23 protein-coding genes are annotated in these 24736 nt (G+C 31.1%); 10 read left to right on the forward strand and 13 right to left on the reverse strand.

Annotated features, from left to right (window positions below):
* Positions 1-133: 133 nt before the first annotated feature.
* A complete protein-coding gene (locus IDG64_RS07520) occupies positions 134-1732 on the reverse strand; it encodes an L-lactate permease (protein WP_000960854.1) in 1599 nt (532 codons plus the stop codon).
* Between the two features lie 316 nt (positions 1733-2048).
* Here IDG64_RS07520 and IDG64_RS07525 point away from each other — a divergent pair, with 316 nt between their 5' ends.
* Positions 2049-3722 carry a CDP-glycerol glycerophosphotransferase family protein gene (locus tag IDG64_RS07525; RefSeq protein WP_024936894.1) on the forward strand — a complete coding sequence of 558 codons (1674 nt, stop codon included), beginning with the start codon at positions 2049-2051 and terminating at the stop codon, positions 3720-3722.
* Positions 3723-3875: 153 nt separating this feature from the next.
* Here IDG64_RS07525 and IDG64_RS07530 read toward each other — a convergent pair whose 3' ends face one another.
* Together IDG64_RS07530 and IDG64_RS07535 are read right to left on the reverse strand one after the other, a co-directional pair.
* Positions 3876-4505 (reverse strand): hypothetical protein, encoded by a 630-nt coding sequence (locus IDG64_RS07530; protein ID WP_000827001.1) that lies wholly within the window; start codon positions 4503-4505, stop codon positions 3876-3878.
* A gap of 313 nt (positions 4506-4818) precedes the next feature.
* A complete protein-coding gene (locus IDG64_RS07535) occupies positions 4819-5334 on the reverse strand; it encodes a GNAT family N-acetyltransferase (protein WP_000907321.1) in 516 nt (171 codons plus the stop codon).
* A 190-nt stretch (positions 5335-5524) separates the two neighbouring features.
* Between IDG64_RS07535 and IDG64_RS07540 the strand changes: the two genes are divergently transcribed.
* Positions 5525-6529, forward strand: a complete 1005-nt coding sequence (locus IDG64_RS07540) for an oxidoreductase (protein ID WP_000573240.1) — start codon at positions 5525-5527, stop codon at positions 6527-6529.
* A 45-nt stretch (positions 6530-6574) separates the two neighbouring features.
* Here the strand turns inward: IDG64_RS07540 and IDG64_RS07545 are convergent, their stop codons facing one another.
* The 5 genes from IDG64_RS07545 to IDG64_RS07565 all read right to left on the reverse strand — a co-directional run bounded on the left by IDG64_RS07545 (position 6575) and on the right by IDG64_RS07565 (position 10193).
* The gene (locus IDG64_RS07545; RefSeq protein ID WP_000241610.1) at positions 6575-6976 is read right to left on the reverse strand and encodes a GNAT family N-acetyltransferase; all 402 of its coding nucleotides are present in this window, start codon (positions 6974-6976) and stop codon (positions 6575-6577) included.
* Positions 6977-7011: 35 nt separating this feature from the next.
* Entirely contained in the window at positions 7012-8046 is a 1035-nt protein-coding gene (locus IDG64_RS07550) for an NAD(P)/FAD-dependent oxidoreductase (protein ID WP_000655972.1), read from the reverse strand.
* A gap of 10 nt (positions 8047-8056) precedes the next feature.
* Entirely contained in the window at positions 8057-8173 is a 117-nt protein-coding gene (locus IDG64_RS07555) for a hypothetical protein (protein WP_001806771.1), read from the reverse strand.
* Positions 8174-8277: 104 nt separating this feature from the next.
* Complete coding sequence (locus IDG64_RS07560; protein ID WP_001253464.1) at positions 8278-8709, reverse strand: DUF2871 domain-containing protein; 432 nt, start codon at positions 8707-8709, stop codon at positions 8278-8280.
* 206 nt (positions 8710-8915) lie between these two features.
* Complete coding sequence (locus IDG64_RS07565; protein WP_001020030.1) at positions 8916-10193, reverse strand: YhgE/Pip domain-containing protein; 1278 nt, start codon at positions 10191-10193, stop codon at positions 8916-8918.
* Between the two features lie 160 nt (positions 10194-10353).
* Here IDG64_RS07565 and IDG64_RS07570 point away from each other — a divergent pair, with 160 nt between their 5' ends.
* Both IDG64_RS07570 and IDG64_RS07575 read left to right on the forward strand, forming a co-directional pair.
* The gene (locus IDG64_RS07570) at positions 10354-10977 is read left to right on the forward strand and encodes a TetR/AcrR family transcriptional regulator (RefSeq protein WP_000656766.1); all 624 of its coding nucleotides are present in this window, start codon (positions 10354-10356) and stop codon (positions 10975-10977) included.
* Between the two features lie 45 nt (positions 10978-11022).
* Positions 11023-11967, forward strand: a complete 945-nt coding sequence (locus IDG64_RS07575; RefSeq protein ID WP_000633068.1) for a magnesium transporter CorA family protein — start codon at positions 11023-11025, stop codon at positions 11965-11967.
* A gap of 85 nt (positions 11968-12052) precedes the next feature.
* Here IDG64_RS07575 and IDG64_RS07580 read toward each other — a convergent pair whose 3' ends face one another.
* Positions 12053-13495, reverse strand: coding sequence for a sucrose-specific PTS transporter subunit IIBC (locus IDG64_RS07580; protein WP_001108129.1), 1443 nt, complete (start codon positions 13493-13495; stop codon positions 12053-12055).
* Positions 13496-13677: 182 nt separating this feature from the next.
* On the opposite strand from IDG64_RS07580, the gene IDG64_RS07585 reads away from it, so the two are divergent.
* From IDG64_RS07585 to IDG64_RS07600, 4 genes are all read left to right on the forward strand, one after another.
* Entirely contained in the window at positions 13678-14061 is a 384-nt protein-coding gene (locus IDG64_RS07585) for a YbgA family protein (protein WP_000664361.1), read from the forward strand.
* 1487 nt (positions 14062-15548) lie between these two features.
* Positions 15549-17654: an AraC family transcriptional regulator Rsp gene (gene rsp, locus IDG64_RS07590; protein WP_000128366.1), complete on the forward strand. Its 2106-nt coding sequence runs from the start codon at positions 15549-15551 to the stop codon at positions 17652-17654.
* A 70-nt stretch (positions 17655-17724) separates the two neighbouring features.
* Positions 17725-18147, forward strand: a complete 423-nt coding sequence (locus IDG64_RS07595; protein WP_000071906.1) for a pyridoxamine 5'-phosphate oxidase family protein — start codon at positions 17725-17727, stop codon at positions 18145-18147.
* Positions 18148-18411: 264 nt separating this feature from the next.
* On the forward strand, positions 18412-18768 hold the full coding sequence (locus tag IDG64_RS07600; protein ID WP_000727323.1) for a DUF4889 domain-containing protein: 357 nt from the start codon (positions 18412-18414) through the stop codon (positions 18766-18768).
* Positions 18769-19050: 282 nt separating this feature from the next.
* Here the strand turns inward: IDG64_RS07600 and IDG64_RS07605 are convergent, their stop codons facing one another.
* Both IDG64_RS07605 and IDG64_RS07610 read right to left on the reverse strand, forming a co-directional pair.
* Complete coding sequence (locus IDG64_RS07605; protein ID WP_001173165.1) at positions 19051-20328, reverse strand: cation:dicarboxylate symporter family transporter; 1278 nt, start codon at positions 20326-20328, stop codon at positions 19051-19053.
* A gap of 181 nt (positions 20329-20509) precedes the next feature.
* A complete protein-coding gene (locus IDG64_RS07610) occupies positions 20510-20875 on the reverse strand; it encodes a DUF3139 domain-containing protein (RefSeq protein WP_000727537.1) in 366 nt (121 codons plus the stop codon).
* 397 nt (positions 20876-21272) lie between these two features.
* Between IDG64_RS07610 and IDG64_RS07615 the strand changes: the two genes are divergently transcribed.
* Positions 21273-21719: a MarR family winged helix-turn-helix transcriptional regulator gene (locus IDG64_RS07615; RefSeq protein ID WP_000289213.1), complete on the forward strand. Its 447-nt coding sequence runs from the start codon at positions 21273-21275 to the stop codon at positions 21717-21719.
* A 215-nt stretch (positions 21720-21934) separates the two neighbouring features.
* Complete coding sequence (locus tag IDG64_RS07620) at positions 21935-22363, forward strand: Hsp20/alpha crystallin family protein (RefSeq protein WP_077477314.1); 429 nt, start codon at positions 21935-21937, stop codon at positions 22361-22363.
* 106 nt (positions 22364-22469) lie between these two features.
* Here the strand turns inward: IDG64_RS07620 and IDG64_RS07625 are convergent, their stop codons facing one another.
* Positions 22470-23639 (reverse strand): nitrate/nitrite transporter, encoded by a 1170-nt coding sequence (locus IDG64_RS07625; RefSeq protein WP_000278558.1) that lies wholly within the window; start codon positions 23637-23639, stop codon positions 22470-22472.
* A 427-nt stretch (positions 23640-24066) separates the two neighbouring features.
* Positions 24067-24720 carry a nitrate respiration regulation response regulator NreC gene (nreC, locus tag IDG64_RS07630; protein WP_000706315.1) on the reverse strand — a complete coding sequence of 218 codons (654 nt, stop codon included), beginning with the start codon at positions 24718-24720 and terminating at the stop codon, positions 24067-24069.
* Between the last annotated feature and the right edge of the window lie 16 nt (positions 24721-24736).

A 24736-nucleotide genomic window follows, 5' to 3' on the forward strand; every position in this document is an offset into this window, starting at 1 on the left:
CACTATTCATTTTAACATAAAGCGCTACCATTATTATAATGTCAAACTTCTTTCATTAATGATCCATAAAAAAAAGATGAGATGTTAGAAAACATCTCACCTTCTGTATATTTATATTTTGAAATACGTTTTTTTATAATAATGACAAGATGAAAGTCCAAATACAGATGAATATTAGTAAACATACACTGTATTTCAATGTCATTTTTAATAATTCTGATTCCTTACCAACTTGTTTTACTGCTGCAGTTGCAATTGCAATTGATTGTGGTGAAATCAATTTTGCCGCTACACCACCAACTGTATTAGCAGATACAAGAAGTGAACCACTTGTTCCAATTTGTTGTGCAACAGAAGCTTGAATTGGTGCAAATAATGAGTTGTTATTTACAACTGATCCTGTCATAAACACACCTATCCAACCTAAAATTGGTGATAGAACTGGGAAGACATTACCTGCTTTAGCAATACCTTGACCCATTGCTGCACTTAAACCACCATAAGTTGTGATTTTAGAAATTGCTAAGATGAAACAAATTGTAAGAACTGGTAACCACAACTCTTTAAATGTAACGCCGAATAATCTACCTGCATCTTTAAAGTTAACCTTTTTAGACATTAAAATTGTAATAATAATAGTTAATAAAATAGCTGTACCTGTTTGTCCAATAATATTTAAAGTCAATACTAATGGTTTATGCGTAACTTCGCTGATTGTTCCAGGTAAGTTGAATTTAAATACTAATGATGATAAAGCACCATTTGGTAAGAATAAGTTTTTAAAGAATGGCGCACTCCAAATCATTACAATGACTGTTAATACAATGAATGGGCTCCATGCATGTAATACTGCTTTTGCAGAATGTGCTTTTGCAGGTTCAATTTCTTCATCTTTATTAACACGATAAATGTGTTTTGGTTGGAATTTTTTAGAAAATACTGCTAATGCTAACATTGTTAATAACGGTGGAATAATATCTGCCAATTCAGGTCCACTGAATACAGTTAATAATCCTTGAGTAAGTGTATATGTGATTGAAACTACTAAAATTGCTGGTAATGTTTCTTTAACACCTCTAAAACCATCAATAATAAAGATAAGTAAGAATGGAATAATGAAATTTATGATTGCCAATGTTAAAGTTGCTGATTGAGAAACACCTAATACTGAAACATCTCCAGGTAATTTCAACGTTTCTACAACACCTACAGGGATACCAATCGCACCAAAAGCACCAGACGCTGCATTTGCGACTAAACATAACATCGCAGCTTTTAATGGATTAAATCCTAATTGTGTTAATAAAAGTGCACAAATTGCAATTGGTACACCAAATCCTGCTGCACCTTCTAAAAATGCGTTGAATGCAAATCCAATAAGTAAAACTTGAATACGTTGGTCTTGTGAAATATTTGTAATACTATCTTGAATTGTTAAAAATTGTCCAGATTCAACAGTAATTTTGTATAACAATACTGCCATCATAACGATATAGCCAATCGGAATGATACCTTGGAAGAAACCTTCGACTACTGCACCAGAAGCGATACCAACTGGCAATTTGAAAAATGGTATTGCAATTAGTAATGTTACAACAAGTGTTGTAATAGCTGCATAAATACCTTTCATTTTAAAAACAGTTAAACATAGTAAAAACAGTACAATCGGTATTGCTGCAATTAAAGACGATAATAATAAATTATCAAATGGGTTAAACGTATTTACTAACATAGGCTGACTCTTCTTTCCATAAAGTAGTAGTGTAATTGCTTCATTAAAATCATGCTCTGGCTATAGCATTTTGTTATCGATAACATTTTACAGAACAGTGAGATTAATGTGATTTTTTTCACAATTAAAATATACCATTTTTTCAGACTATTAACAATATCACTTTCCTATTTAATTGTTTTATTTTTCATTTTAAATCTGTTCATCAAAATGAATTGTACTTAATGTAATGAAGTAACTTATACTATTCATGAATTTTACATAAGACCGTGCTAAAATAAGGAAGATACTACGATGAGAAATGGAAGTTATAGCAATGATTAAACAGATAAATGTTTCTAATATGCAAAAGTTTGAATCTCAATTAATGAAAGCTCAGTCTGAAGGTTATACACATGTCGTTCCATATGCCAATGAGATAATGATTTATCAATCTATGTTAGATGCGGTTCAATTATATCCTAAGTCTATCGTGGTTGATTATACTGTGGATGGACAATACAAAAATGATTGTCACTATTTCGGTCAATCATCGATCAACATTGCCGATTGGGCTCAAAACAATAATTATTATCCTAACCTGATATATGCGATTCAACAGACTCTTGATTTAATACATTATTACTCTGTAGAAACGATTTTCGATTTAGCTTTATTGACACTTCTGAAAGGTGATTTATCAATCGATGGTCATGTCGTTTTTGATTTTAAAGCCCCTTTAGCAACAAGTGCTTCAATATGGGAAACTATTAAAACTATTGAAGATTTTGATATGATGTCTCAGTTTTATTTGAATAAAATGGCTTATATTGATCATCATCCTATACCTTTTCGCAACCTTTTTATCGAGGATTCAGAACAACTTAATTCGCCAGATAATTGGTTGTATTCTACCAAGTTTATGCTACCTAAATGGTTATATAAAATAGCAAAGCAACGTGCTGATAACAAACAATTACAAAACTTCGGCCTGTATACGAAGCAACCAAACGTTTTAAAAGATCACATCGTTTTTATCGGTGATCATCATCAATATATAGGTAATTCAAAATATTTATTTACTTACTTCGTTAAACATAATCCAATGACTGCCTGTTATTTTGTTACTGACGATCGTCGCGGACCACATTTCATATCACCTAAGTCTGAAAAAGCTGACGAATTGATTAACAGCGCACGCGTAGTTATAGTTGAAAATGATATACCTGAAACGTTACAACCAAACGGTACTTTAATTCAATTACATCAAGGCACACCAATAATGCAATTATTTTTAGATAGTAAAGAGCCTATTAAAAATATAGAAACACCTTTTTATCGTGCTAAAAGGTATAATCGCTGGTTGCAATTCGATTATGTTATACATTCTGCTGATGATATTAGCCACTTTTATCAAACGGCTTTTCCTAGTCACCAAGCAAATGTATTGGCTTATGGTAATCCTAAACACCAATATTTACTACAAAAGCGTAACGAAAGTACTACTCAACAACAGTATAAGAAATCGTTTAAAATAAATGATCAAAAACCAGTTTTATTATACGCACCTATTGGATTAGAGAGTGCGCAACAATTACCACTATCAGATGCTTTATTCAAAGCCTATCATGTTGTGGTTCAGGGTGTTGATGAAGCGATCTTACCAGAAGAGGCGCTTGTTGCACCAAAGTATCTTAGTGCTCAAGACTTAATTCTAATGTCTGATGTCGTTATCACTGATTACTCAAATATAATATTTGATGCGATGGCTATAGACAAAACAGTAGCATTATACACTCCAAATCACAGTCAATACATTGAGTCTCAAGGTGTTAACGAAGATATTTGGCGTCATCTATCAAAAATTTGGTATACAGACCGACAATTATTAATTAATAATTTAATTTCCCAGGCAATACCAGTGATTAAATATCCACAAATACAACATAAAGAACAACCATTAGAATCTATTTCACAACTTATATTGTCTAAGATGACATCTAATCAATAGTGTTTAAATTTCTCAGTGGCTGTGAATGAGGTTTAAAAGTACTATAAAACGTAAACTTTGATACTTTAAAATACGCAAAAAACGGTAAACCCTAATTCATATTATAGAGTTTACCGTTTTATTTTTTTAACTTGCATCATAGTTATATTAACATTATTGTTGGTAGTTTGGATCAGTAACCATTGCTTGTCCAGTATAATCAACCGTTACAATTGAATATTTTCCATTTGCATTTGGGTCTTTAAAACTAAACACATACTTATAGTTGCCATTATGTTCTTCAATAGAATAATCATTATACACTTTATTATTACTACCAAATTTATTTGCTTCATTATTAGCCGCATTTAAAGCTGTTTGGAAATTTGGCAATTGCTGTAAAGCTTGAGTTTTATTTCCATTAAACGGATAAATTTGACGTGCAACCGGCGCGGCATTTTGTCCATAATATGGTGCAACGTAACTTGATTTTTGATTATTATTCGCTTGGTTATTACTTGATTGGTTATTATTTGTTTGGTTTTGGTCATTGTTTGTTGCATTTGAATTAGATTGTTGCTGGTTATCGTTTGCACTATTATCTTTATTATCTTTGTTTACGTCTTTACTATCATCTTTATTATCTTTCTTATCTTTAGATGAATCATTTGTTTTTTTATCTTGTTGTTCAGTTTTCGCTTTATCATCTTTTTCTTTATTACCGTCTTTTTGTTGGTCACTATCTTGACCACATGCAGCTAAAAATAATGATAATGCTAGTAACCCTGTAACTAATCTTTTCATACATATCTCCTCCTATAATTCGATATTCATTGAATAATCTTGAAATACATATCTACCATGTGTATCTTTTCATGGCTTGTTACCAAAGACGTCAACATTAATATGATCTGAATTATCACAATATCCATAACTACAATCTAAGGTTCTTTTTATTATACCCTAATTTTTGTTCATTATTATTTAATTTTTGTGAATTTTATGTTTTCTATAACTTTAATTATTTTACTTTAACAATTCATTACGCATTTAGCATTTCAAGGTATACACAATATTTATTACTATGATTTCATTTTATCTGCTGCAAAAACAATCATTATAACTCTTTTTCCATAATTAAATCTGTATCCGTTACATCACCTGTTTGAAAATGATGTTCACCAACCACTTTAAATCCATGACGTTTATAAAATGCTTGAGCACGAGGATTATGCTCCCAAACTCCTAGCCAAATTTTATGTTTATTATGTTCTTGAGCAATTTTTTCGGCTAATTCTATCAATTGTGAACCTCTTCCGCCACCTTGAAAGTCTTTCAAAAAATATATGCGCTGCACTTCTAAATAGGTCTCCCCCATTTCTTCAGTTTGAGCACTATTAATATTCATCTTTATATAACCAACATTCGCACAATCTTCTTGATAAAAATAATGAAATGAATCTACATGGTTAATCTCTTGTGTAAATTTTTCTACAGTATAATTGTCTTTAAAAAATTGATCAAAATCTTTGTCATCATAGTAAGAACCAAACGTGTCATAAAATGTTCTAGTTGCTAATTCAACTAATTCACTAGCATCTTGTTTTGAAATTTCTTTGATTATCCCAGCCATATAAATCCTCCAATAAACAGTGATCGAATCAAAATATTACTTATGTTATTTTTCAGCCAAAACTATTTAAAAATACATTAACACAAATCAATTACAAATTGTATTGATTGTGTGTAACATCAATAAATGATACATTTATTCCAGTAAAATGGCCGTATTTTCAAAAGAGAAAAAGAGAGGATGTATCGTTGTGATAGAAACATTTAAAGCATTTGTAATTGATAAAGATGAGAGCGGTAAAGTAACACCAACTTTCAAACAATTATCGCCTACTGATTTACCTAAAGGAGATGTGCTGATTAAAGTACATTACTCTGGTATAAATTATAAAGATGCTTTAGCGACTCAAGATCATAATGCAGTCGTAAAATCGTATCCTATGATTCCAGGAATAGATTTAGCTGGAACAATTGTTGAATCCGAAGCACCAGGATTTGAGAAAGGAGAACAAGTAATTGTAACGAGTTATGACCTAGGTGTTAGCCATTATGGCGGTTTTAGTGAATATGCGCGTGTAAAATCAGAATGGATTATCAAGCTTCCTGATACTTTAACATTAGAAGAATCAATGATATATGGCACAGCTGGTTATACTGCCGGTTTAGCAATTGAAAGACTTGAAAAAGTTGGAATGAATATTGAAGATGGTCCTGTACTCGTTCGCGGTGCTTCAGGTGGTGTCGGTACTTTAGCAGTACTCATGCTTAATGAACTTGGTTATAAAGTTATCGCAAGTACAGGTAAACAAGATGTTAGCGATCAATTACTTGAACTTGGTGCCAAAGAAGTTATCGATCGACTTCCTGTTGAAGATGATCATAAAAAGCCACTCGCATCATCAACTTGGCAAGCTTGTGTAGACCCTGTTGGTGGCGAAGGTATTAATTATGTTACAAAACGTTTAAATCATAGTGGATCAATTGCAGTTATTGGTATGACTGCCGGCAATACTTATACTAATTCTGTATTCCCTCACATTTTAAGAGGCGTAAACATTTTAGGAATTGACTCAGTATTTACTGCTATGAAATTAAGACAGCGCGTTTGGCGTCGTCTCGCAAAAGATTTAAAGCCTGAAAATTTACATGAGATCAAGCAAGTTATTACATTTGATGAACTTCCAGAACAACTTAACAAAGTAATTAATCATGAAAATAAAGGCCGCATTGTTATCGATTTCGGTGTAGATAAATAGTATTCATGAAAAAGACATCCCGTTTTGCGAGATGTCTTTTTATTTTTAAAACTTAATATACATTCCACCTGAATCTGGTTCGGTAGGTATAAATCCAAATTTTGTATATAATTTATCCGCTGGGTAGTCTGCGATCAGACTAACGTATGCACTTTCGACAGATACACTTTTAATATACTTCATAATATGTTCCATAATTTGACTGCCGTAACCTTGACCTTGGTAACTTTTCAAAACTGCAACATCAACAATTTGAAAAACAGTTCCTCCATCGCCAATCACTCTACCCATACCAATTAACCGATCTTTATCATACAAGGTTACTGTAAATAAGGCATTAGGTAATCCTTTTTCAGCTGCTTCGCGCGTTTTTGGACTCATACCTGCATTAATCCTTAATGCGCAATAATCCTCGCAAGTCGGAATATCATATGTCACTTTAACCATTATTTACCCCACTTTTCATCACACAATATATCAACCTAGTATAAATGTTTATTTACAATAGTCTTATTCGCTTCTTTAAACACTTCATGATGACTTGAAACATAACCCTCTGCATTCGCATCTGGTTGGATATATGTTTTAGCAAGGTTCGCTGCATTTGCACCATCACTAAATGCACTTGCAATTAGATGTGATTTTGCATCATGATAAACAATATCTCCACACGCATAGATACCAGGTATACTAGTTGTCGTATTACCAAATCCTTTAACACGACAATCATCATGCATATCTAGCTTTGAAGATGTTTCACTCAATAATGTATTACAACGATCAAACCCATGACTAATAATGACATCGTCAAATTTAACTGTATGCGTATCGCCACTTTCAACATGTTCCAAAACAACTTCACTTATATGCGTTTCATCATCATTGCCGACCAAGTATTTAATACGTGTTTTTGGGCATAGTTTCACATTTAAATCTGTCACCAACGTTTTCATCGCTTCATGACCACTTACATCTTCTTTTCGATAAACAACTGTCACGCTTTTAGCAATCTTGGCAATATCATGCGCCCAATCTAATGCTGTATTTCCTCCACCTGATATTAATACATCTTTATCTTTGAAACGTCTGTAACTTTGTACAACATAATGTAAATTAGTTAATTGATATCTCTCTACACCTTTAACATCTAATTGTTTTGGATTAATAATACCCGCACCAATTGCAATGATAACTGCTTTCGATGTATATATTTCTCCCGCTTCTGTTTCAACTTCGAAATGACGTTCTGCCTTTTTCCTAATATCTACCACACGTTCATTCAAATGAACTTCCGGTTTAAAATATAATCCTTGCTTAATTGTATCTTTTAAAATTTCATGACAAGGTTTTGGCGCAATGCCGCCAATATCCCAAATAATTTTTTCAGGGTAAATTCTCATCTTACCCCCTAATTCAGATTGAACATCTATCAATCTTACAGACATATCTCGCAATCCAGCATAAAAGCTTGCATACAAACCAGACGGACCGCCACCAATGATTGTAACGTCTTTCATTATGTGCCTCCTATGACTCTCTATATTCATTTCTTTCATTAACGCGCTCAAATTGATAATTATTATCATTTAAAGCCATTATACTATTAATATTTATATTGTTAAAATAAATCGCATAGTTAGCCATGAATTATCAATAACTATCCCATCACAATATAAAAACACACCTTTCAAAGTAAGAAACAACAATGTTCCTTTGAAAGATGTGTATATTTTTTAGTTCTAGTTATATTATTTTTTAAAAGACTCATCACGTGGTTCTTTAAGAATTGCTTGTCTTAAAAGGAAAAATAGCAACAATAAACCTGCAAGCATACCTGTGTGCCCAATACCTGCAAAGCCTGCAAATGCTTCTGGAGAGTATGATTTACCAGTGACTTGGAAGAATCCTTTTGTCACCATCATACCTATAGTAACGATAACACCTATGTTATATACATAGAAGAACCAGTTAAATAAGTAGTAACTTGATAATTTAAATAACTTCTCCAATGGTAATAATATTAAAAACATAAACATACCTAAAATAAGTGTATGTGTGTGTACAAGTGATAATTGTGTTGTACCAGTAAAATCATATGCTTTTGTTAGCTCTCTATAGAAAAAGCCACTAAATAAACCTATGATCATATAAAAAAGAAATGAATATAATAACCTACGCATTTTGAATCCTCCCTCACCTTTTCATTATATCCGATTATACCTATTATAACAGTGACAAAAAAGCGAAGATATGACACAACTGAATTTGGTTTAGCACATAGTATGACAGCTAAAATAACTTTACATCAAGCGCTATACAAATAAAATAGCTATACCATGACGCTCGCTACAAACGTCTTGTATAGCTATTATTTCTATTTATTAAATTATGACGGCACTTCAGTACGTTTTGTGCTATGTTTTCTAACAATAGCTGAAACTAAACTTGATACAGCGCCAAAAATCATAAACCCTATAAACATCCACATTGTACTATTTAATTCAATATGATGATTCAAGTATAATAGTTCTCTTACACTTGTTGCATAGTGTGTGAATGGATTCCAATCATATACATATTTTTGATAACTTTCAGGCAACATTTGTTTAGGTAACGTTACAAGTTGCATACTAAAGAACATTAAAATGAAGAAAATTGGAACTGACTTCATACCTAGCCATACCATAACACCTAAAATAAGGCCCACGAAACCAAGAATCGCAAATGCTACAAAAATTGCGATACGATTTGGATGGTCAAAATCAAATCCTTGAACGCCTTGCATGAAATAAATATAAACAAAGCTACCTGCAAATGCTGCAACAACTGCAAATATCATCTGTCCAATTGAAGCAATGATACGATGTTGCACGACGATATTGTTACTAGTTCTAAATGCAAAGAACAATAAGATAGACGTTACGATTGAACCTATCCAAATTGGCATAAACATTAGGAATGGTGCATTACCACCTGCTTGGTGATCTTTAACTTTATTAAGTTTTTCATTATCCACTTTTACTGGATTCGTCAAACCATTGATGTCCGCGGCATTGACTTTAACATTTTGACTCGTTAATGTTTCCAAACTTTGCTTCGTAATTTGAGCATTAATATTATCACCCATACCAGTTAACACAGATGATGCAATTTGTGAACCTTGTAAGCTTGATCCTTCACTTACAATCGTTTTAAATTTAGCCTGCTTAACCTCTACTTGTTGATTCCCCATTTTTTGTTTCATTTGTTGAACCACTTGTGGCGGAATTTCACCTGAAGCAACTTTTTGTTGCATTTCTTCTTTTTTACTATCCATAACTACTTTTTGTGTTTTACTCATAGCATCTTTTGAAAAGTCTTTATCAATAATAGCTACTCCAAAGATTTTTTGATCTTTCAAATCTTTTTCAAGGTCTTTTTCACTATCAACCTTAACCCATTTAATTTTATTAGAATCACTATCTAATAATTTATCCTCTAATTTTTTACCAATGTTAACATTTTTATCTTGAATCGTTGTACCTTTATCCTCGTTTAATATACCAATTGGTAAATCTTTTGGTTTAGGATTATATGCAGGATAAAAAGCTAAAGAAAAGATTACCAAGATAATCATAGTTGCTATTGGTGCAATCCATAATAATTTATTTTTAAATATATTCATTTTATTAATTACCTCCTTATTAGACAATGTGTTGAATATTTCGCATGTTGTCTATTATAATATGTAAGTGGGAATAAACAATACACAATGTTCATCAATACGTTTATTAATAGACAAATACACCCACATTGTTCAATAACACAAGGAGGTTGATTTATTTTTGAAAGAAGATAGGCGAATTAGAAAGACAAAGTCCTCCATTAAACAAGCATTCACTAAATTACTACAAGAAAAAGATTTAGAAAAGATTACCATTCGTGACATAACAACACGCGCCGATATCAATAGAGGGACATTTTACTTACATTACGAGGATAAATATATGTTACTCGCAGATATGGAAGATGAGTATATTTCAGAACTAACGACATATACTCAATTTGATTTGTTACGCGGTTCTTCAATTGAAGACATTGCGAATACTTTTGTAAATAATATACTCAAAAATATTTTCCAGCATATTCATGATAATTTAGAGTTTTATCATACTATTTTACAATTGGAACGCACGAGTCAATTAGAATTGAAAATCAACGAACATATTAAAAATAATATGCAACGTTATATTAGTATCAATCATTCTATCGGAGGCATTCCAGAGATGTATTTTTACAGTTACGTTTCCGGAGCAACAATTTCAATTATTAAATACTGGGTAATGGACAAACAGCCCATTTCAGTTGATGAATTAGCTAAACATGTGCATAATATTATTTTTAATGGTCCATTAAGAATAATGGCAGAAAACCGTTTGCATAAATCAAACCTTGATTCACTAACTTAAGTAATACTCGCTTTTCCTAAATCCTTTAGAAAGGAACTATATATCATGATTACTTCATTCAGACATTCTGAAGATATAGATAAACATATTATAAAAACACCATTAGATCATACAGCGTCATGGATTAATGTAGTAGAACCAGACCGAGAAGAAATTGAAAATCTTATGGAACAATATAATATACCTGAAGACTTTATACGTGACCCTTTGGACTCAGAAGAAAGTTCCCGTATTGAATATGACGAAGATACTGGTTACTCATTAATCATTATTGATTTACCTATCGTCAATTCAACTAATCGTAGCGTTCTATCTTTTGTAACGATTCCATTAGGCATTATTATTGGCAACGGTATTATCGTAACAGTTTGTGACGCTGAAAATGAATTTTTAGAAAATTTACCTAAGCGTGATATTAATTTAAAATTTCACAGCAGATTTGCATTAGAAATTTTAACTACTATTGCCGACCATTATAATCGTAACTTACGATTACTTAATAAAAGTAGAATTCGTATTGAGAAAGAACTAAAAAATAACATTACTAACAAACAACTTTTCAAATTAATGGAAGTTGAAAAAAGTTTAGTATACTTTTTAGCTGCCTTAAAAGGTAACGATACAATTATTAAAAAGTTATTCCGTTTACCTGCAATTAAACGTTTTGAAGAAGATGAAGAATTACTAGAAGATTTAATCATTGAAAATAACCAAGCCATCGAAACAACAGAATTACATCAACGTATCTTAGAAAGTATCACAACATCATACGCTTCCTTATTATCTAATGATATGAATACAATTATGAAGACATTAACACTTTTCACGGTACTATTAACGTTACCAACGCTCGTATTTAGTTTCTTCGGTATGAATGTGCCGTTGCCAATTGATGACCATAGTTATATATCTTGGATTATTGTGGTAGGTATTTCATTAATTCTTGTCGTAATTGTTAGTATTTTCTTATGGCGTAAACAGAAATTATAACTAAATTAAAAGGTATGACAGCTTAAAGTTTCATCCTATTGCATTTGCAATGACTGATACTTTGATTACTGTCATACCTCTTTTTTTATTCTACAACTTCTTTATTTGCTTTTCTTTTCGATAAAATTAAAGTAACTGTTATGGCAACGATGAATGATATTGTCATACCAACAAAGTAGTGTAACCATCCTGCATGTACTGGATTGATTGAAATAAATCCAGGCAATCCAGCAGTTCCTAATGCGATTGCTTTAACCTTGAAGAAAGCAATATATGCTGAACCAATACCTGATCCAACGATAGCACCAATAAATGGATATCTTAGTTTTAAGTTAACACCAAACATAGCCGGTTCTGTAATACCAAGTAATGCTGAAATACCTGCGGCAGATGCCACACCTTTTAACTTTTTATTTTGTTTAATAATAAAGAACGCTGCAATTGCTGCACCACCTTGTGCAACATTAGACATTGTCGCAATCGGGAATATAAATGATCCACCCGTTTTAGTGGCATCTGCAATTAATGTCGTTTCTACAGCTATAAAGCTATGATGCATACCTGTAATAACAATCGGAGCATACAATAATCCGAATATTAATCCACCAATTGCACCACCAAATTCATAAAGCCATGTTAAACCATCTGATAACCAGTAACCTAATTGTCGAGTGATTGGACCTACAAATGAAAATGTTAGAAATGCTGTTATAAAAATAGATAACAATGGTGTTAACAAATTATCTAACACCGTTGGAATAACTTTGCGTAACCCTTTTTCAATTGAGGCTAAGATATAAGCTGCTACAAGCATAGGTAACACTTGTCCTTGATAACCTACTTGATTAATATGCAAACCAAATACATCCCAATATGAAATAGCCTTACCTGCTTCAACTGCTTTTGGGAAATCGTATGCGCTCATTAGCGATGGATGAACCAATATCATACCTAATGCAGCACCTAAAAACGGATTGCCACCAAATCGTTTTGCTGCACTAAATCCAATTAAAATTGGTAATAATGTAAATGGTGCATTCGCAAAAACATTTATCATTTCAGCTAATCCAGCAAATTGACTATATACATCTATCAATGATTTACCTGAAAAGAATAAATCTTTCGCAGTCAAAATGTTATTTAACCCCATTAATAAACCACCAGCAACGATGGCTGGTATAATCGGAACAAAGATATCTGAAAGCATTTTTACAAATCGCTGTAACGGATTCATATTTTTAGCAGATTGTGCTTTGACTTCCGAAGTAGTTGATGCTTCTTTTCCAGTTAATTTTTCCAGTTCACTAAATACTTTATTGACAGTACCAGACCCAATAATAATTTGGTATTGTCCCCCAGTAGAAAATGTCCCTTTAACTACATCCATATTGTTTAGCGCCTCTTCATTTACTAAACTTTCATCATTTAAAACTAATCGTAGTCTCGTTGCACAATGCGCCATTGCATCTAAATTCTCTTCTCCGCCTATCGCGTTCAAAATTTCTTCTGCGGATTGCTTATAATTCATATATTTAGCCTCCTAATTAGAACCGGTTCCATTTATTCCACTTTATTGTAACCGGTTCCAAAAATATTTGCAACACTCTATTATCATTTTATATAAACACCTACAACATTTTTGATAGCGCATTCATTTTTATTGCTATACTATATGCATGTATATTAACATTAATTATCGGAGGTAATTTTATGAAAGAACGTGGCCATATCGAACAGCTTTGGCGTGAGGAAAAATATCATGTATTGTTACACAGTCAACAGTCTTATCAAATGATAAGGAATGCTTTAAAAACGGATTTATCACTTCATCAAGTCCAACAAATGATTGATGATGCTTTGTTAATTGAACCGAGTATAGGAAGTGTATGTAATGCTTTTGATCATATGTGGGGATATTTTAAAAAATGTGCGAATGAAGAAGAAAGAAAACAATCAAAACTACTTAAAGCTGATTTTATTAATAGTAAGATCGACACCCAAACTTTATTAGATTTTTTAGCAGAACTTGCTAATAAATATGATGTTCAATATTTACTACAAAGTCGTGTTTTAAACACAAAAAGAAAGAGATAGATTGAAACTTTAGTTGTAACGGACAAATAGTAGTCATTGGAGTTCAGCAATTCATACTTTGTACTAAAGTTTACTATAATCTATCTCTCAAGGTTTAAATGTACATATCTATATTAAAATGCGTTTCATGATGTTAGAAGATACCATACACATTTAATTAGTTACAGCATAAATCAATTTATACCCTTAATTATTACATTGTTTATATTTTAAATTCGGGGGAGTAATTTTAAGTAATATCTTGTTGCTGCTAATTCTATTGTTAATAAATTGATATTAGATGTAGAAATTGAGTGTGAAAGTTAATAATAGATGATTTAGCTAGTAACATAATTAATTCATATATAGTCAAAAAGTTCTGTTAGATACTGTTCTTGATGAATATTCTTTGATGTTAGGTGTTAGCTATTCTAGATGAGTTTCTTAGATGTGGATGCCTGTCTTGATGAAGTTATCTATGATGTTAATATAATACTTGATGTTGATTCTTAGATGTTAGTGCGATTTCAAGATGCTGATTCTTTGTTGTTGCACTATCTTGGTGACGTTTCTAGTTGTTTATAGTTATCGCATCTCTTGATGTAAAATCTAAGATGTTTATGCATTTCTAGATATTAATTCTTCGCTGCTTAAGAATTATCTTGATGGTAAATCTAGTTGTGCCATGCATTTTCTCATGATGAATCTAAGGTGTTAATTCATTGATGTGTGCTGTTTCTTGTTGCTTCATTATCTTGATGGTGAATTTCGTTGTCTAATGCACTTTTTCAAATGATTATTCTAATTGTTACGGCAATAACTAGATGGATTTTCTTAGATGTTCACTTTTCTAGATGTTTATACTTATCTTGATGTTTTCTAAACAGAACTTTTAAACGCTTTATTTTTTAGTAGATTGTTTAAAATTTCTTAGTTGATGGTTATTGTTGTTGATTTGAATAATTTGTAGCGAATATTTTGTAACAGGGCTACTAAGAATTTTTATAACAAGAAGTGATTTCAATCGTACTAATTTTCAGCGTTTGATGACAAAAGTGTATGTCCAAACTTAAATAATGGCGATAAAATTTAAGTCATGGGTACATTTAATGTTTTTTGATTCAAACTTCCATTTTGGTCAATTTGCTTTTTTTATAACATAGTTGAATATCAATAAAAGATTAGCAAGTTAGTTCAAAATGGCTATGTATTGTTTTTTGAAATACATAGGTTTGAAATCTATATTAATTATGCACCAAATAATTTAATTAGACTCTATCGAAAATTTCCAAATTTTGCTTACTATCTTTCTAATTTTACTTTTATATTGTGCACAATGCATAAAAACAAGCGTTTTCCTAGGAGTTTTCATTAATTTCTTTTATTTTTCACTATTACCTTTTCAAAAATATTCAACTATAATAGGTATACTATCCATGATTTTAAAAATTTCCATGTTTTACATTTAAATGATAGATTTCAATATATATTAGGCAGGAGAGAGAAATATGACATGCCAACTTAAAATACATCATACATTATCGACAATACCCAGTCGTAATATTAATAATATTATGGTGCTATTTTCACTTACAAGTAAACTCAATATTACGATTAATGGTGAAACCAAAGACGTAAGTAATTATATTATCTTAATTAACCATGGTGATATTTATAATATTAACCACGGCGAAAATATAATCGAATTAATGATACCCGTTTTTTATTTTTATCAACAAGATGATGATTTCTTTAATGGTTATTTAGATCGTCATTTATTACAATCAAGTAATTATATTAAGTCATTAATTGCCGATTTAATCAGTACACCAACAAGTTCTTCTTTAATGGGGAAAAATATAGGTCAAAGTATTATAGACACTTTACTTAAAGAAGCTTTTATAAGAATAGATCATGAATATTTACCAAATATTGCTTTAAGCAATCCGGTGTTCATAGACTGTGTAAACTATATTCATGACAATATTGATGCGCACTTGTCTTTAAAAGATATAGCGATGCATTGCAACATCTCTGAATCATATTGTTCTAATCTTTTTGTTCGATATTTGAGTATGAATTTTAAAGATTATTTTACAAGTATTAAACTTGTTAACGCCATCAATTTATTACTTTCTACAAAACATTCTATTACAACTGTTTCTGAATTGGCCGGTTTTAACAGTCATACAAATTTTGCAAATCAATTTAAGAATTACTTGCATTTTAGTCCTAAACAGTTCCGTTCACTCGTTTCCAAGATTACTGAACCACCACAAATACACTTCCAACAAGATAACGTATCACAATTCACTGAGTTAATTTCAACAATTGATTTAACAGCTCAACTGGCTACAAATACAACAGATATTCATATAGATGATTTTAATCCAAAAGATCGAAGTCAGCGTGCCAAAGTATTTGTTCGATTTAGTAATTTCAATGAACTATTTCAATTTATTTTCAATGAATATTACGATATTAACTTTGAGCACTTACCAAAACCTGTCGTTTTCATTGACGATATTCACGATATTGAGATTAGCCAAACGAATTACAACCTGTTAAATAGATGTTTTGAAAAGCTTTTCGAAAAAAATATAGGTTTAGCAATCGCTATTAAATCAACACAACAATTCGAAACGATGAAGCAATTAATACTAACATTTTTACAAGGCAATCAAGACTATAAGACAAGCAAGAAATTAGTTAAATTTATGCTCGTATTTTGCTCTAATTCTATGACAGCAGAAGAAATTCATTTATGTCATCTTAAAATTAAAAACAAAAATAAAGAAATTAAATATAGTGTGACAGTCGATGGCTTTTTAGAAACTTATTCAACCGTGGAACAAGTTTATGATGTCATGCAGCGTCTTAAATTCCATTATTACTTTATTGATATTGAAAATTCAAAAACTGCAACACATCTTATCACTAAAAACCAACACTATCATCAAACTGACACTCATTTTGAACAGTATAAGAAATTTATTTTAGATTCAGGTATATCATCAACACAATTTGTATATAATAACCTGTCTGTAAGCGGATTTAAATATACTAATGATGGTAAGAATCCAATTCAATTATCTGACATAGTGTATCACTTAATCGCATTATTACGATATGGCGGTGGCATTAGCTATCAATTATTAGATGACCATTCAAATTATATTTCCTTGTACAACAAATATGGTAGCCCCCTACCATTAATGCATTTATATAAAATGTTTAGACCTTTTGTTAATGAAGATATTGAAATTACAAATAATTATGTATTGAGTCGTAAAGATAATAACTACCATTTCTTATTATTCAATAAAATTAATGATCGATATATGTCAGACGTAAAACAAGATTTCATTTTCCATAATGAATTACCTCAAGACTCTTTGATGATTATTAAAACATTGAATCATGAACATGGTTCAATTCAACATTTGCTTCCAATAAGCGATCAACTTGTTTATATAGAAAAAGAAATTTTAGATGAATTAGACAAAACGAATTACCCTAAAACGGAGCTTGCAGTTCAAGAAGAAACTGGTCGTACATTTGAACTCAAGTTAAATCACGACGAGGTTAAATATATTTGCTTTAAACCAAGCTAAATACTAACAGTCCTCTTGTGTTTAGTTTCTTACGTTAAAGGCTATTTATATCATAAGGAGATGATATGTAATGAGTAACTCACAAGCAATTCAAGCAATTGAAAACGTGTTAGCAACGTCAAAAGTTGGTGTATTATCAACTGCATATAATAACAAACCTAATAGTAGATATATGGTCTTTTATAATGATGGTCTTACTTTATATACTAAAACGAATATCCATTCTGCTAAGGTCAAAGAAATTAAAGATAATCCAGCAGCATATGTTTTGTTAGGCTACAATGATACGACAACTCGCAGTTTCGTTGAAATGGAAGCCACGATAGAAGTAGTTACTGATCAAAAAGTAATCGATTGGTTATGGGAGACTCAAGATAAAAGCTTTTTCAGTTCAAAAGAAGATCCAGAACTTTGTGTTTTAAAGGTGACACCACAATCTGTTAAATTGATGAATGACAAATCATTAGATACACCTATCAAAATCGATTTATAACACAAAGTGTATATAGGAAATAACTTTTATGAATTCTAGATATAACAATGTTAAATACTTAAAATAACTCGCTATAATTAAAGTGTTTAATATGTTTACAATTCAATTTGCAATGTATTGTTTTTTAGACACACTTTATTCACATTTAACGTGATTAGGGTGTGTCTTTTTAAATTAATTTTATGTAATATAAATACTGCATTTGCAAACTGTTGCACTTTTAGGTATAACAGAATTAACTACATTTAAGGAGATTGATGAACCATGAAAAAGAAAAAAGGTTTTGGTCTTGGTATTAGTTTAATCGCCATCATGTTAATTGTATGTATTGTATTAGTAATCATGATGATGACTGGCGGAAAGAAAGATACATATTATGGAATTATGAAAGACAATGCTACAATTGAAAAAATGATTAGTGAAAAAGATGAAAGCATTGAGAAGAACGTTAAATTACCTTCAGATGCAGATGTTAAAGTTAAAAAAGGTGATTTTGTAATTGTTTATAAATTAGCAGATTCAGATAAAATTGTTAAAGTAAAAAAAGTTGATCATGACGATGTACCACATGGTTTAATGATGAAAATTCATGACATGGGCAAAATGCACATGAAACACTAATTGTAATTTAAATTACAAATTTTAGTTGCCATCAAGGTATATACGAGTAAAAGCAGCGGTAAGTTGATTTCCAATTTGGAATCATTTTACTGCTGCTTTTTATATTTGAAATACTTTCATATTGAATAGCTCCACTTGCCGTTCGCCTGCGCTTTAGCGCATGCATAAAAGCCCCTAACAACCAGAGGTCACTTCGCTTCGGTTCGCCTGCGCTTTTGCGCATGCATAAAAGCCCCTAACAACCAAAGGTTGTAAGGGGCTTTAAATGTCAGATAGTATTTTTTAAATTGATTTTAAATATTCTTGACCTTTTGCTTTGTCATATACGTTTTCCCATTTAGCTATAACGATTGTTGATAATGCGTTACCAATAACGTTTACACATGTACGTACCATATCTAAGATACGGTCAACACCAATAATTAATGCTAAACCTTGTGCCGGTAAGCCCATGGCACCTAATGTTGTTAATAAAACAACGATTGAAGTTCCTGGTACTGCCGCCATACCTTTAGACGTAATCATTAATGTTAACATCAACACAATTTGCTCTGATAATGTTAAGTGCATTCCATACATCTGTGCAACGAATAATGCTGCAATAGATTGATAAAGTGCTGATCCGTCTAAGTTAAACGTATAACCAATTGGTATAACAAAAGAAGTAATTTCTTTTGGAGAACCGAAGTTTTCCATTTTCTTCATCATTACAGGAAGTACAGCTTCCGAACTTGATGTAGAAAATGCTAAAAGCAATTCACTTTTCAAGATTCTAATAATATTCATGATATTAATACCACACATCCATGCAACTAGTCCTAGTATAGCGAATACAAAGAACACCATTGCAAAGACAACAACTAATACTAATTTTAATAGTGGTAATAATGCGGATGCACCAAATGTAATAATTGTAGTACAAATGAATGCAAACACTCCAAGTGGTGCTAATTTTAAAATTTTATTAATCATCCAGAACACAGCTTCAAGCGATCCGCTTAAAAATTCTTTAACTGGTTCTGCTTTTTTACCTACAGCAGCTAATCCTAATCCAAAGAATACTGCGAAGAAGATAATAGGTAATAATTCACCCTTATTTAAAGCTTCAAAAAAGTTTGTCGGAATAATATGTACAATGGTATCAATAAAATGATTTCCATATGTAGATTGTTCTGCTGCATGTGCAGTTGATTGATATTTAGAAATATCACCTTTAGGTAATTTTGTTGGGTCTAATCCAGCACCTGGTTTAAATAGGTTACCGAAGATAATCCCTAAACCTATTGCGATTGTTGTAATAATTTCAAAGTATAAAATTGTTTTCCAGCCATAACGCCCTACAGTTTTCGATTCCCCAACGTTCGAAATAGAAAGCGCTAGTGAGCAAAATACAACTGGTATAACGATCATTTTAATTAAATTTAAAAATACGTCACCAAATGGTTTAATGTAATTTGCTACGTTTTCTTGTCCATATAATAAAAGTCCTACGACAACACCTAACACTAATGCAATAACAACTTGCATAGGTAGGCTAATTTTTCTCTTGAATAGAGCCATAGTACAAACTCCCCTTCATCTGACATCACTCAATTATATCAGAAAATTGATAATTATCTATAAAAAATTAAAATATTTATCTTTTATAGATGTCAAAAATCACTAATTTCCATACAAAAACTGTTTACCTCAAATAATTAAAATTGAAGGCACTAAACTGTTTCACCAGTTTAACGTTTCACTATTTTGATGGTTTATAATTTTGATTGAAATATTTATGCTTTGCAGTTTTCAAACTTTTCTTAGTCTCTGTATCAAAGCCTTCAACAAATAATCCTTTATTAGTACTGATTGGTTGGACAACATAAGTTACACCAGGTTCATCTTTAAACGTAACTTCCTTATAGAAGAGACCTTTTTTAGCACTATACTCTGTTTTTTCTGATTTAATTTTATCTTTTAGATTTTTCTCTTCCAAGTAACTGTCAATTAGTTGAATATTCTTATGGCCTTGATATGTTTTCAGACCAAAGAAAAATGCTACTGCAACAATTAATGAAATAAATAATATAATGATAACTTTAATCGCGTTTTTTTTCTTCTTCATTATGTAACTCCTTTTTGCTTATCTATTCAGTATGAACGAATCAATTTATTTAATAAAGAGTTTTTACCAGATTGTAACAAATTTTTTTATTCTCAATATTATTATAGAAATCGAATTACATACACGATGCTTTTAAAAAATTTAATAACAAATTTCATTTTACTATCTATCAAAATAATTGACTACTTTTAACAATTAAGGATGATACAATTACATTTTTTTCAATTTAAAAAATCAGTCATATCAGTAATTACCGATGAAAATACTAAGATATCGATATGTTTTGCATTATTTAACATTTAAATTCAATTATAGACAATTCAATAATTGCGATGAAATCAGTACTTGACAACTATTACACTTCATAATATTGTTTATTTTAACAAGGAGTGATTGGATGTATGTAGAAAACAGCTATCTTAGCAAACAGTTGTGTTTTTTATTTTATGTTTCTTCAAAAGAAATAATTAAAAAATACACAAACTATCTTAAGGAATATGATTTAACCTATACTGGTTACATTGTTTTAATGGCGATTGAAAATGATGAAAAACTTAACATCAAAAAATTAGGTGAACGTGTATTCTTAGATTCTGGAACACTGACACCATTACTAAAGAAATTAGAAAAGAAAGATTACGTTGTTCGAACACGTGAAGAGAAAGATGAAAGAAACCTACAAATTTCTCTAACAGAACAAGGTAAAGCAATAAAAAGCCCTCTTGCTGAAATTTCTGTTAAGGTCTTTAATGAATTCAACATTTCAGAACGAGAAGCATCAGATATAATTAATAATTTGCGGAATTTTGTTTCTAAAAATTTTGACTATTCCGACAAAAAATAACTCCCTATCATAAGGTGATGGGCAGAAGTATGCATCGATATGTTTATTCATTATCTTTATTGCTTGTATAAATCTCGATGCTCAGTTCTTTTGCCCTGATTCCTTATCAGGCACAAATCTACCCATTTATAACTTTTTTATCTCCCCTTTTACTTTATCTTTTTTAATACTACTCATATAATGGCTTTGTAATACAAATTTATATAATGGAAGTGATGATATTGAACTTCAATCAATTCGAGAATCAAAACTTTTTTAACGGTAATCCAAGTGATACATTTAAAGATTTAGGTAAACAAGTATTTAATTACTTTTCAACACCTTCATTTGTAACGAATATATATGAAACAGACGAATTATATTACTTAGAAGCTGAACTAGCAGGTGTAAATAAAGAAGATATTAGTATCGATTTCAATAATAATACGCTCACTATTCAAGCTACTAGAAGCGCAAAACACAAATCTGAACAACTCATTTTAGATGAGCGTAACTTCGAATCATTAATGCGTCAATTTGATTTTGAAGCTGTTGATAAGCAACATATTACTGCTAGTTTTGAAAATGGGTTATTAACCATTACATTGCCTAAAATCAAACCAAGCAATGAAAGTACTTCATCAACATCTATTCCAATTTCATAGTTAAATTTAAAATGAATACACTACTAAAGCCTTAATGTCATGCTACGAATATTGCGCATGATATTAAGGCTTTGTATTTAACTAAATGAATGTCATGTATTACATATCAACCGTTTTTCAATGAGCCATATTCTTTTTGGTATAAATGACGCATGGTAAATAATGCAATACATCCAAATACCGCTAAGAAAATAAATGCTAAATGACTTGATCCTGTTAAATTAGCTACGTACGTGATTACTAGTGGTGGGAAGAATCCTCCTAAACCACCCATCATTGATACGATACCATTTGCGGATCCCGCTTCATTTAAGAAGTATGATGGTACTAATTTGAAGATTAAGCCGTTACCAATACCTGCACAAATACTTATTGTTAAACAGCCTACAGTGAATAATGCGATATGGTCTGAAATACCTAAAATAATGGCACCGATAATCATAACAACAAAATCAATCATCAATACTTTAACTGCATTAAATTTATCACCTAAAATGCCACCTATTGGTCTTAAGAATGTTGCCAGCGCAATGAATACACCTGATCGAATACCAGCATCTACTTTGTCAATTCCAAAATGATTTACTAAGTAGTTAGGTAAGAAAATACCAAATGCTACAAAAGCACCAAAAGTAATAAAATACCAATAACTTAAGTAATATAATTTGTAGTTTTTAGATAATGTTTTCATTTGAGCCATTAATGGCACTTTAATTTTACGTTCTTGTGTGTCACCAAAAATGAACATAATTAATGCAAATAAAGCGATAATAATTAAGTAACTTCTAACAGTTGTTTGCCAACCAATAATACCCGCAATTGGCGGTGCTAAAAATGAAGAAACTGCTGTACCGATATTTCCCATACCATAAATACCATTTGCTAGACCTACTTTTTCTTTAGGGAAATATTTAGGAACTGATGTAACACCAACTGAGAAAATTGCACCACCTACACCAAGGAAAAATCCTGACGCCATTAACATACCCGGTGTTTGTGCTTGGCTTAAGAAAAATATCGGGAATAACAATACGATAAAACTAGTAAAGAATACCCATTTAGCACCAACAATGTTTGTTAGATAACCAAATGGCACACGGAGCACCGATCCCAAAATAACTGGTATCGCTAAAATGATTGATATTTGACCTTCAGTAACATTGACATCTTGTTTAATAAAGGGCATTAATGGCGCAATTATACTCCAAGCCATAAACCCAACCACTAAACTTAATGTTTGTAATGTAAGTTGAAAGCCACCTTTTGTTTTGTACATACGTTTCACCTTCATCAAAATCATTTATTTTTTAATAGATATCAATACTCTGCCTATATATTAGAGGTCAATGTTATTTAAAAATGCTTTCATTTATATGAAAACATTCAATATAGACAAAGTATTGACTACATATATATTTTATTATGATTGTGAAAAAGTGAACATAAGGATTTTCCCTTATTTATGAAGTGATTTACCCTATACAATGTCCCTTTAAGATGCTTTTAGACACTTATTCGCCATCATTTTAATCATATTATTTAGGAACACTCACATACTTTTCAATTTCAAACATCCTCTCCATTCATCAACCTAATTCTTAGTCATAACTATCTGCATATATTTAATGATAAAACATACAAAAGCGCCAGAAGATAATCATTTCCTCTCGCGCTTTTATACTGAATTATATTAATTTCAAACTCTAAAACTCTAATAATTTCTTTTTCAATGCATATTCAACTAGCTCAGGTTTACTCTTTAAGCCAAGCTTTGTCATAATATGCGTCTTATGTGCTTCTACTGTTTTCACAGATACAAATAATTTCTCTGCAATTTCTTTATTCCCGTAACCTTTGGCAATAAGTGGCAATATTTCTAGTTCTCGTTTTGATAAGATTTTAAAAGGATCTGTTGTGTTTGCAGTGTCCTGATTTGAATTAGATACAAATTCATTCACTAAAGATGTTGTAAGTTTCATATCTACATATGTTTCACCTTTATATACAGTTCGAATAGCTAACAATAATTGTTCATCAGGTGCATTTTTCAATATGTAACCTTTCGCACCATTACGCAACACATGGAACAAATACTCCTCATCATCAAACATTGTTAATATTAGTATTTTAGTTTCAGGAAAACTGTCAGCAATTTTACTCGTAGCGATAAGACCTGACTCACCTGGTGGCATACTTAAATCCATTAGTAACACATCAGGTTTATATTCCATTACTTTTTGGTAAGCTTCGACGCCATCTGCAGCCGTTGCAACAACTTCCATATCATTTTGATAATTTAAAATCATAGAGAACCCCGTACGGACAACAGCGTGATCATCGGCAATGACTATTTTCAATTTTATTCCCCCAATG

The organism is Staphylococcus sp. EG-SA-15 (assembly GCF_017151895.1).
Classification (GTDB): domain Bacteria; phylum Bacillota; class Bacilli; order Staphylococcales; family Staphylococcaceae; genus Staphylococcus; species Staphylococcus aureus.

Bases quoted from the DNA above. Each gene is read 5' to 3' on its own strand.
- IDG64_RS07520 (WP_000960854.1), bottom strand. From the start codon at position 1,732: ATGTTAGTAAATACGTTTAACCCATTTGATAATTTATTATTATCGTCT.
- IDG64_RS07525 (WP_024936894.1), top strand. From the start codon at position 2,049: ATGATTAAACAGATAAATGTTTCTAATATGCAAAAGTTTGAATCTCAA.
- IDG64_RS07530 (WP_000827001.1), bottom strand. From the start codon at position 4,505: ATGAAAAGATTAGTTACAGGGTTACTAGCATTATCATTATTTTTAGCT.
- IDG64_RS07535 (WP_000907321.1), bottom strand. From the start codon at position 5,334: ATGGCTGGGATAATCAAAGAAATTTCAAAACAAGATGCTAGTGAATTA.
- IDG64_RS07545 (WP_000241610.1), bottom strand. From the start codon at position 6,976: ATGGTTAAAGTGACATATGATATTCCGACTTGCGAGGATTATTGCGCA.
- IDG64_RS07550 (WP_000655972.1), bottom strand. From the start codon at position 8,046: ATGAAAGACGTTACAATCATTGGTGGCGGTCCGTCTGGTTTGTATGCA.
- IDG64_RS07555 (WP_001806771.1), bottom strand. From the start codon at position 8,173: ATGGCTAACTATGCGATTTATTTTAACAATATAAATATTAATAGTATA.
- IDG64_RS07560 (WP_001253464.1), bottom strand. From the start codon at position 8,709: ATGCGTAGGTTATTATATTCATTTCTTTTTTATATGATCATAGGTTTA.
- IDG64_RS07565 (WP_001020030.1), bottom strand. From the start codon at position 10,193: ATGAATATATTTAAAAATAAATTATTATGGATTGCACCAATAGCAACT.
- IDG64_RS07575 (WP_000633068.1), top strand. From the start codon at position 11,023: ATGATTACTTCATTCAGACATTCTGAAGATATAGATAAACATATTATA.
- IDG64_RS07580 (WP_001108129.1), bottom strand. From the start codon at position 13,495: ATGAATTATAAGCAATCCGCAGAAGAAATTTTGAACGCGATAGGCGGA.
- IDG64_RS07585 (WP_000664361.1), top strand. From the start codon at position 13,678: ATGAAAGAACGTGGCCATATCGAACAGCTTTGGCGTGAGGAAAAATAT.
- rsp (WP_000128366.1), top strand. From the start codon at position 15,549: ATGACATGCCAACTTAAAATACATCATACATTATCGACAATACCCAGT.
- IDG64_RS07595 (WP_000071906.1), top strand. From the start codon at position 17,725: ATGAGTAACTCACAAGCAATTCAAGCAATTGAAAACGTGTTAGCAACG.
- IDG64_RS07600 (WP_000727323.1), top strand. From the start codon at position 18,412: ATGAAAAAGAAAAAAGGTTTTGGTCTTGGTATTAGTTTAATCGCCATC.
- IDG64_RS07605 (WP_001173165.1), bottom strand. From the start codon at position 20,328: ATGGCTCTATTCAAGAGAAAAATTAGCCTACCTATGCAAGTTGTTATT.
- IDG64_RS07610 (WP_000727537.1), bottom strand. From the start codon at position 20,875: ATGAAGAAGAAAAAAAACGCGATTAAAGTTATCATTATATTATTTATT.
- IDG64_RS07615 (WP_000289213.1), top strand. From the start codon at position 21,273: ATGTATGTAGAAAACAGCTATCTTAGCAAACAGTTGTGTTTTTTATTT.
- IDG64_RS07620 (WP_077477314.1), top strand. From the start codon at position 21,935: ATGATATTGAACTTCAATCAATTCGAGAATCAAAACTTTTTTAACGGT.
- IDG64_RS07625 (WP_000278558.1), bottom strand. From the start codon at position 23,639: ATGTACAAAACAAAAGGTGGCTTTCAACTTACATTACAAACATTAAGT.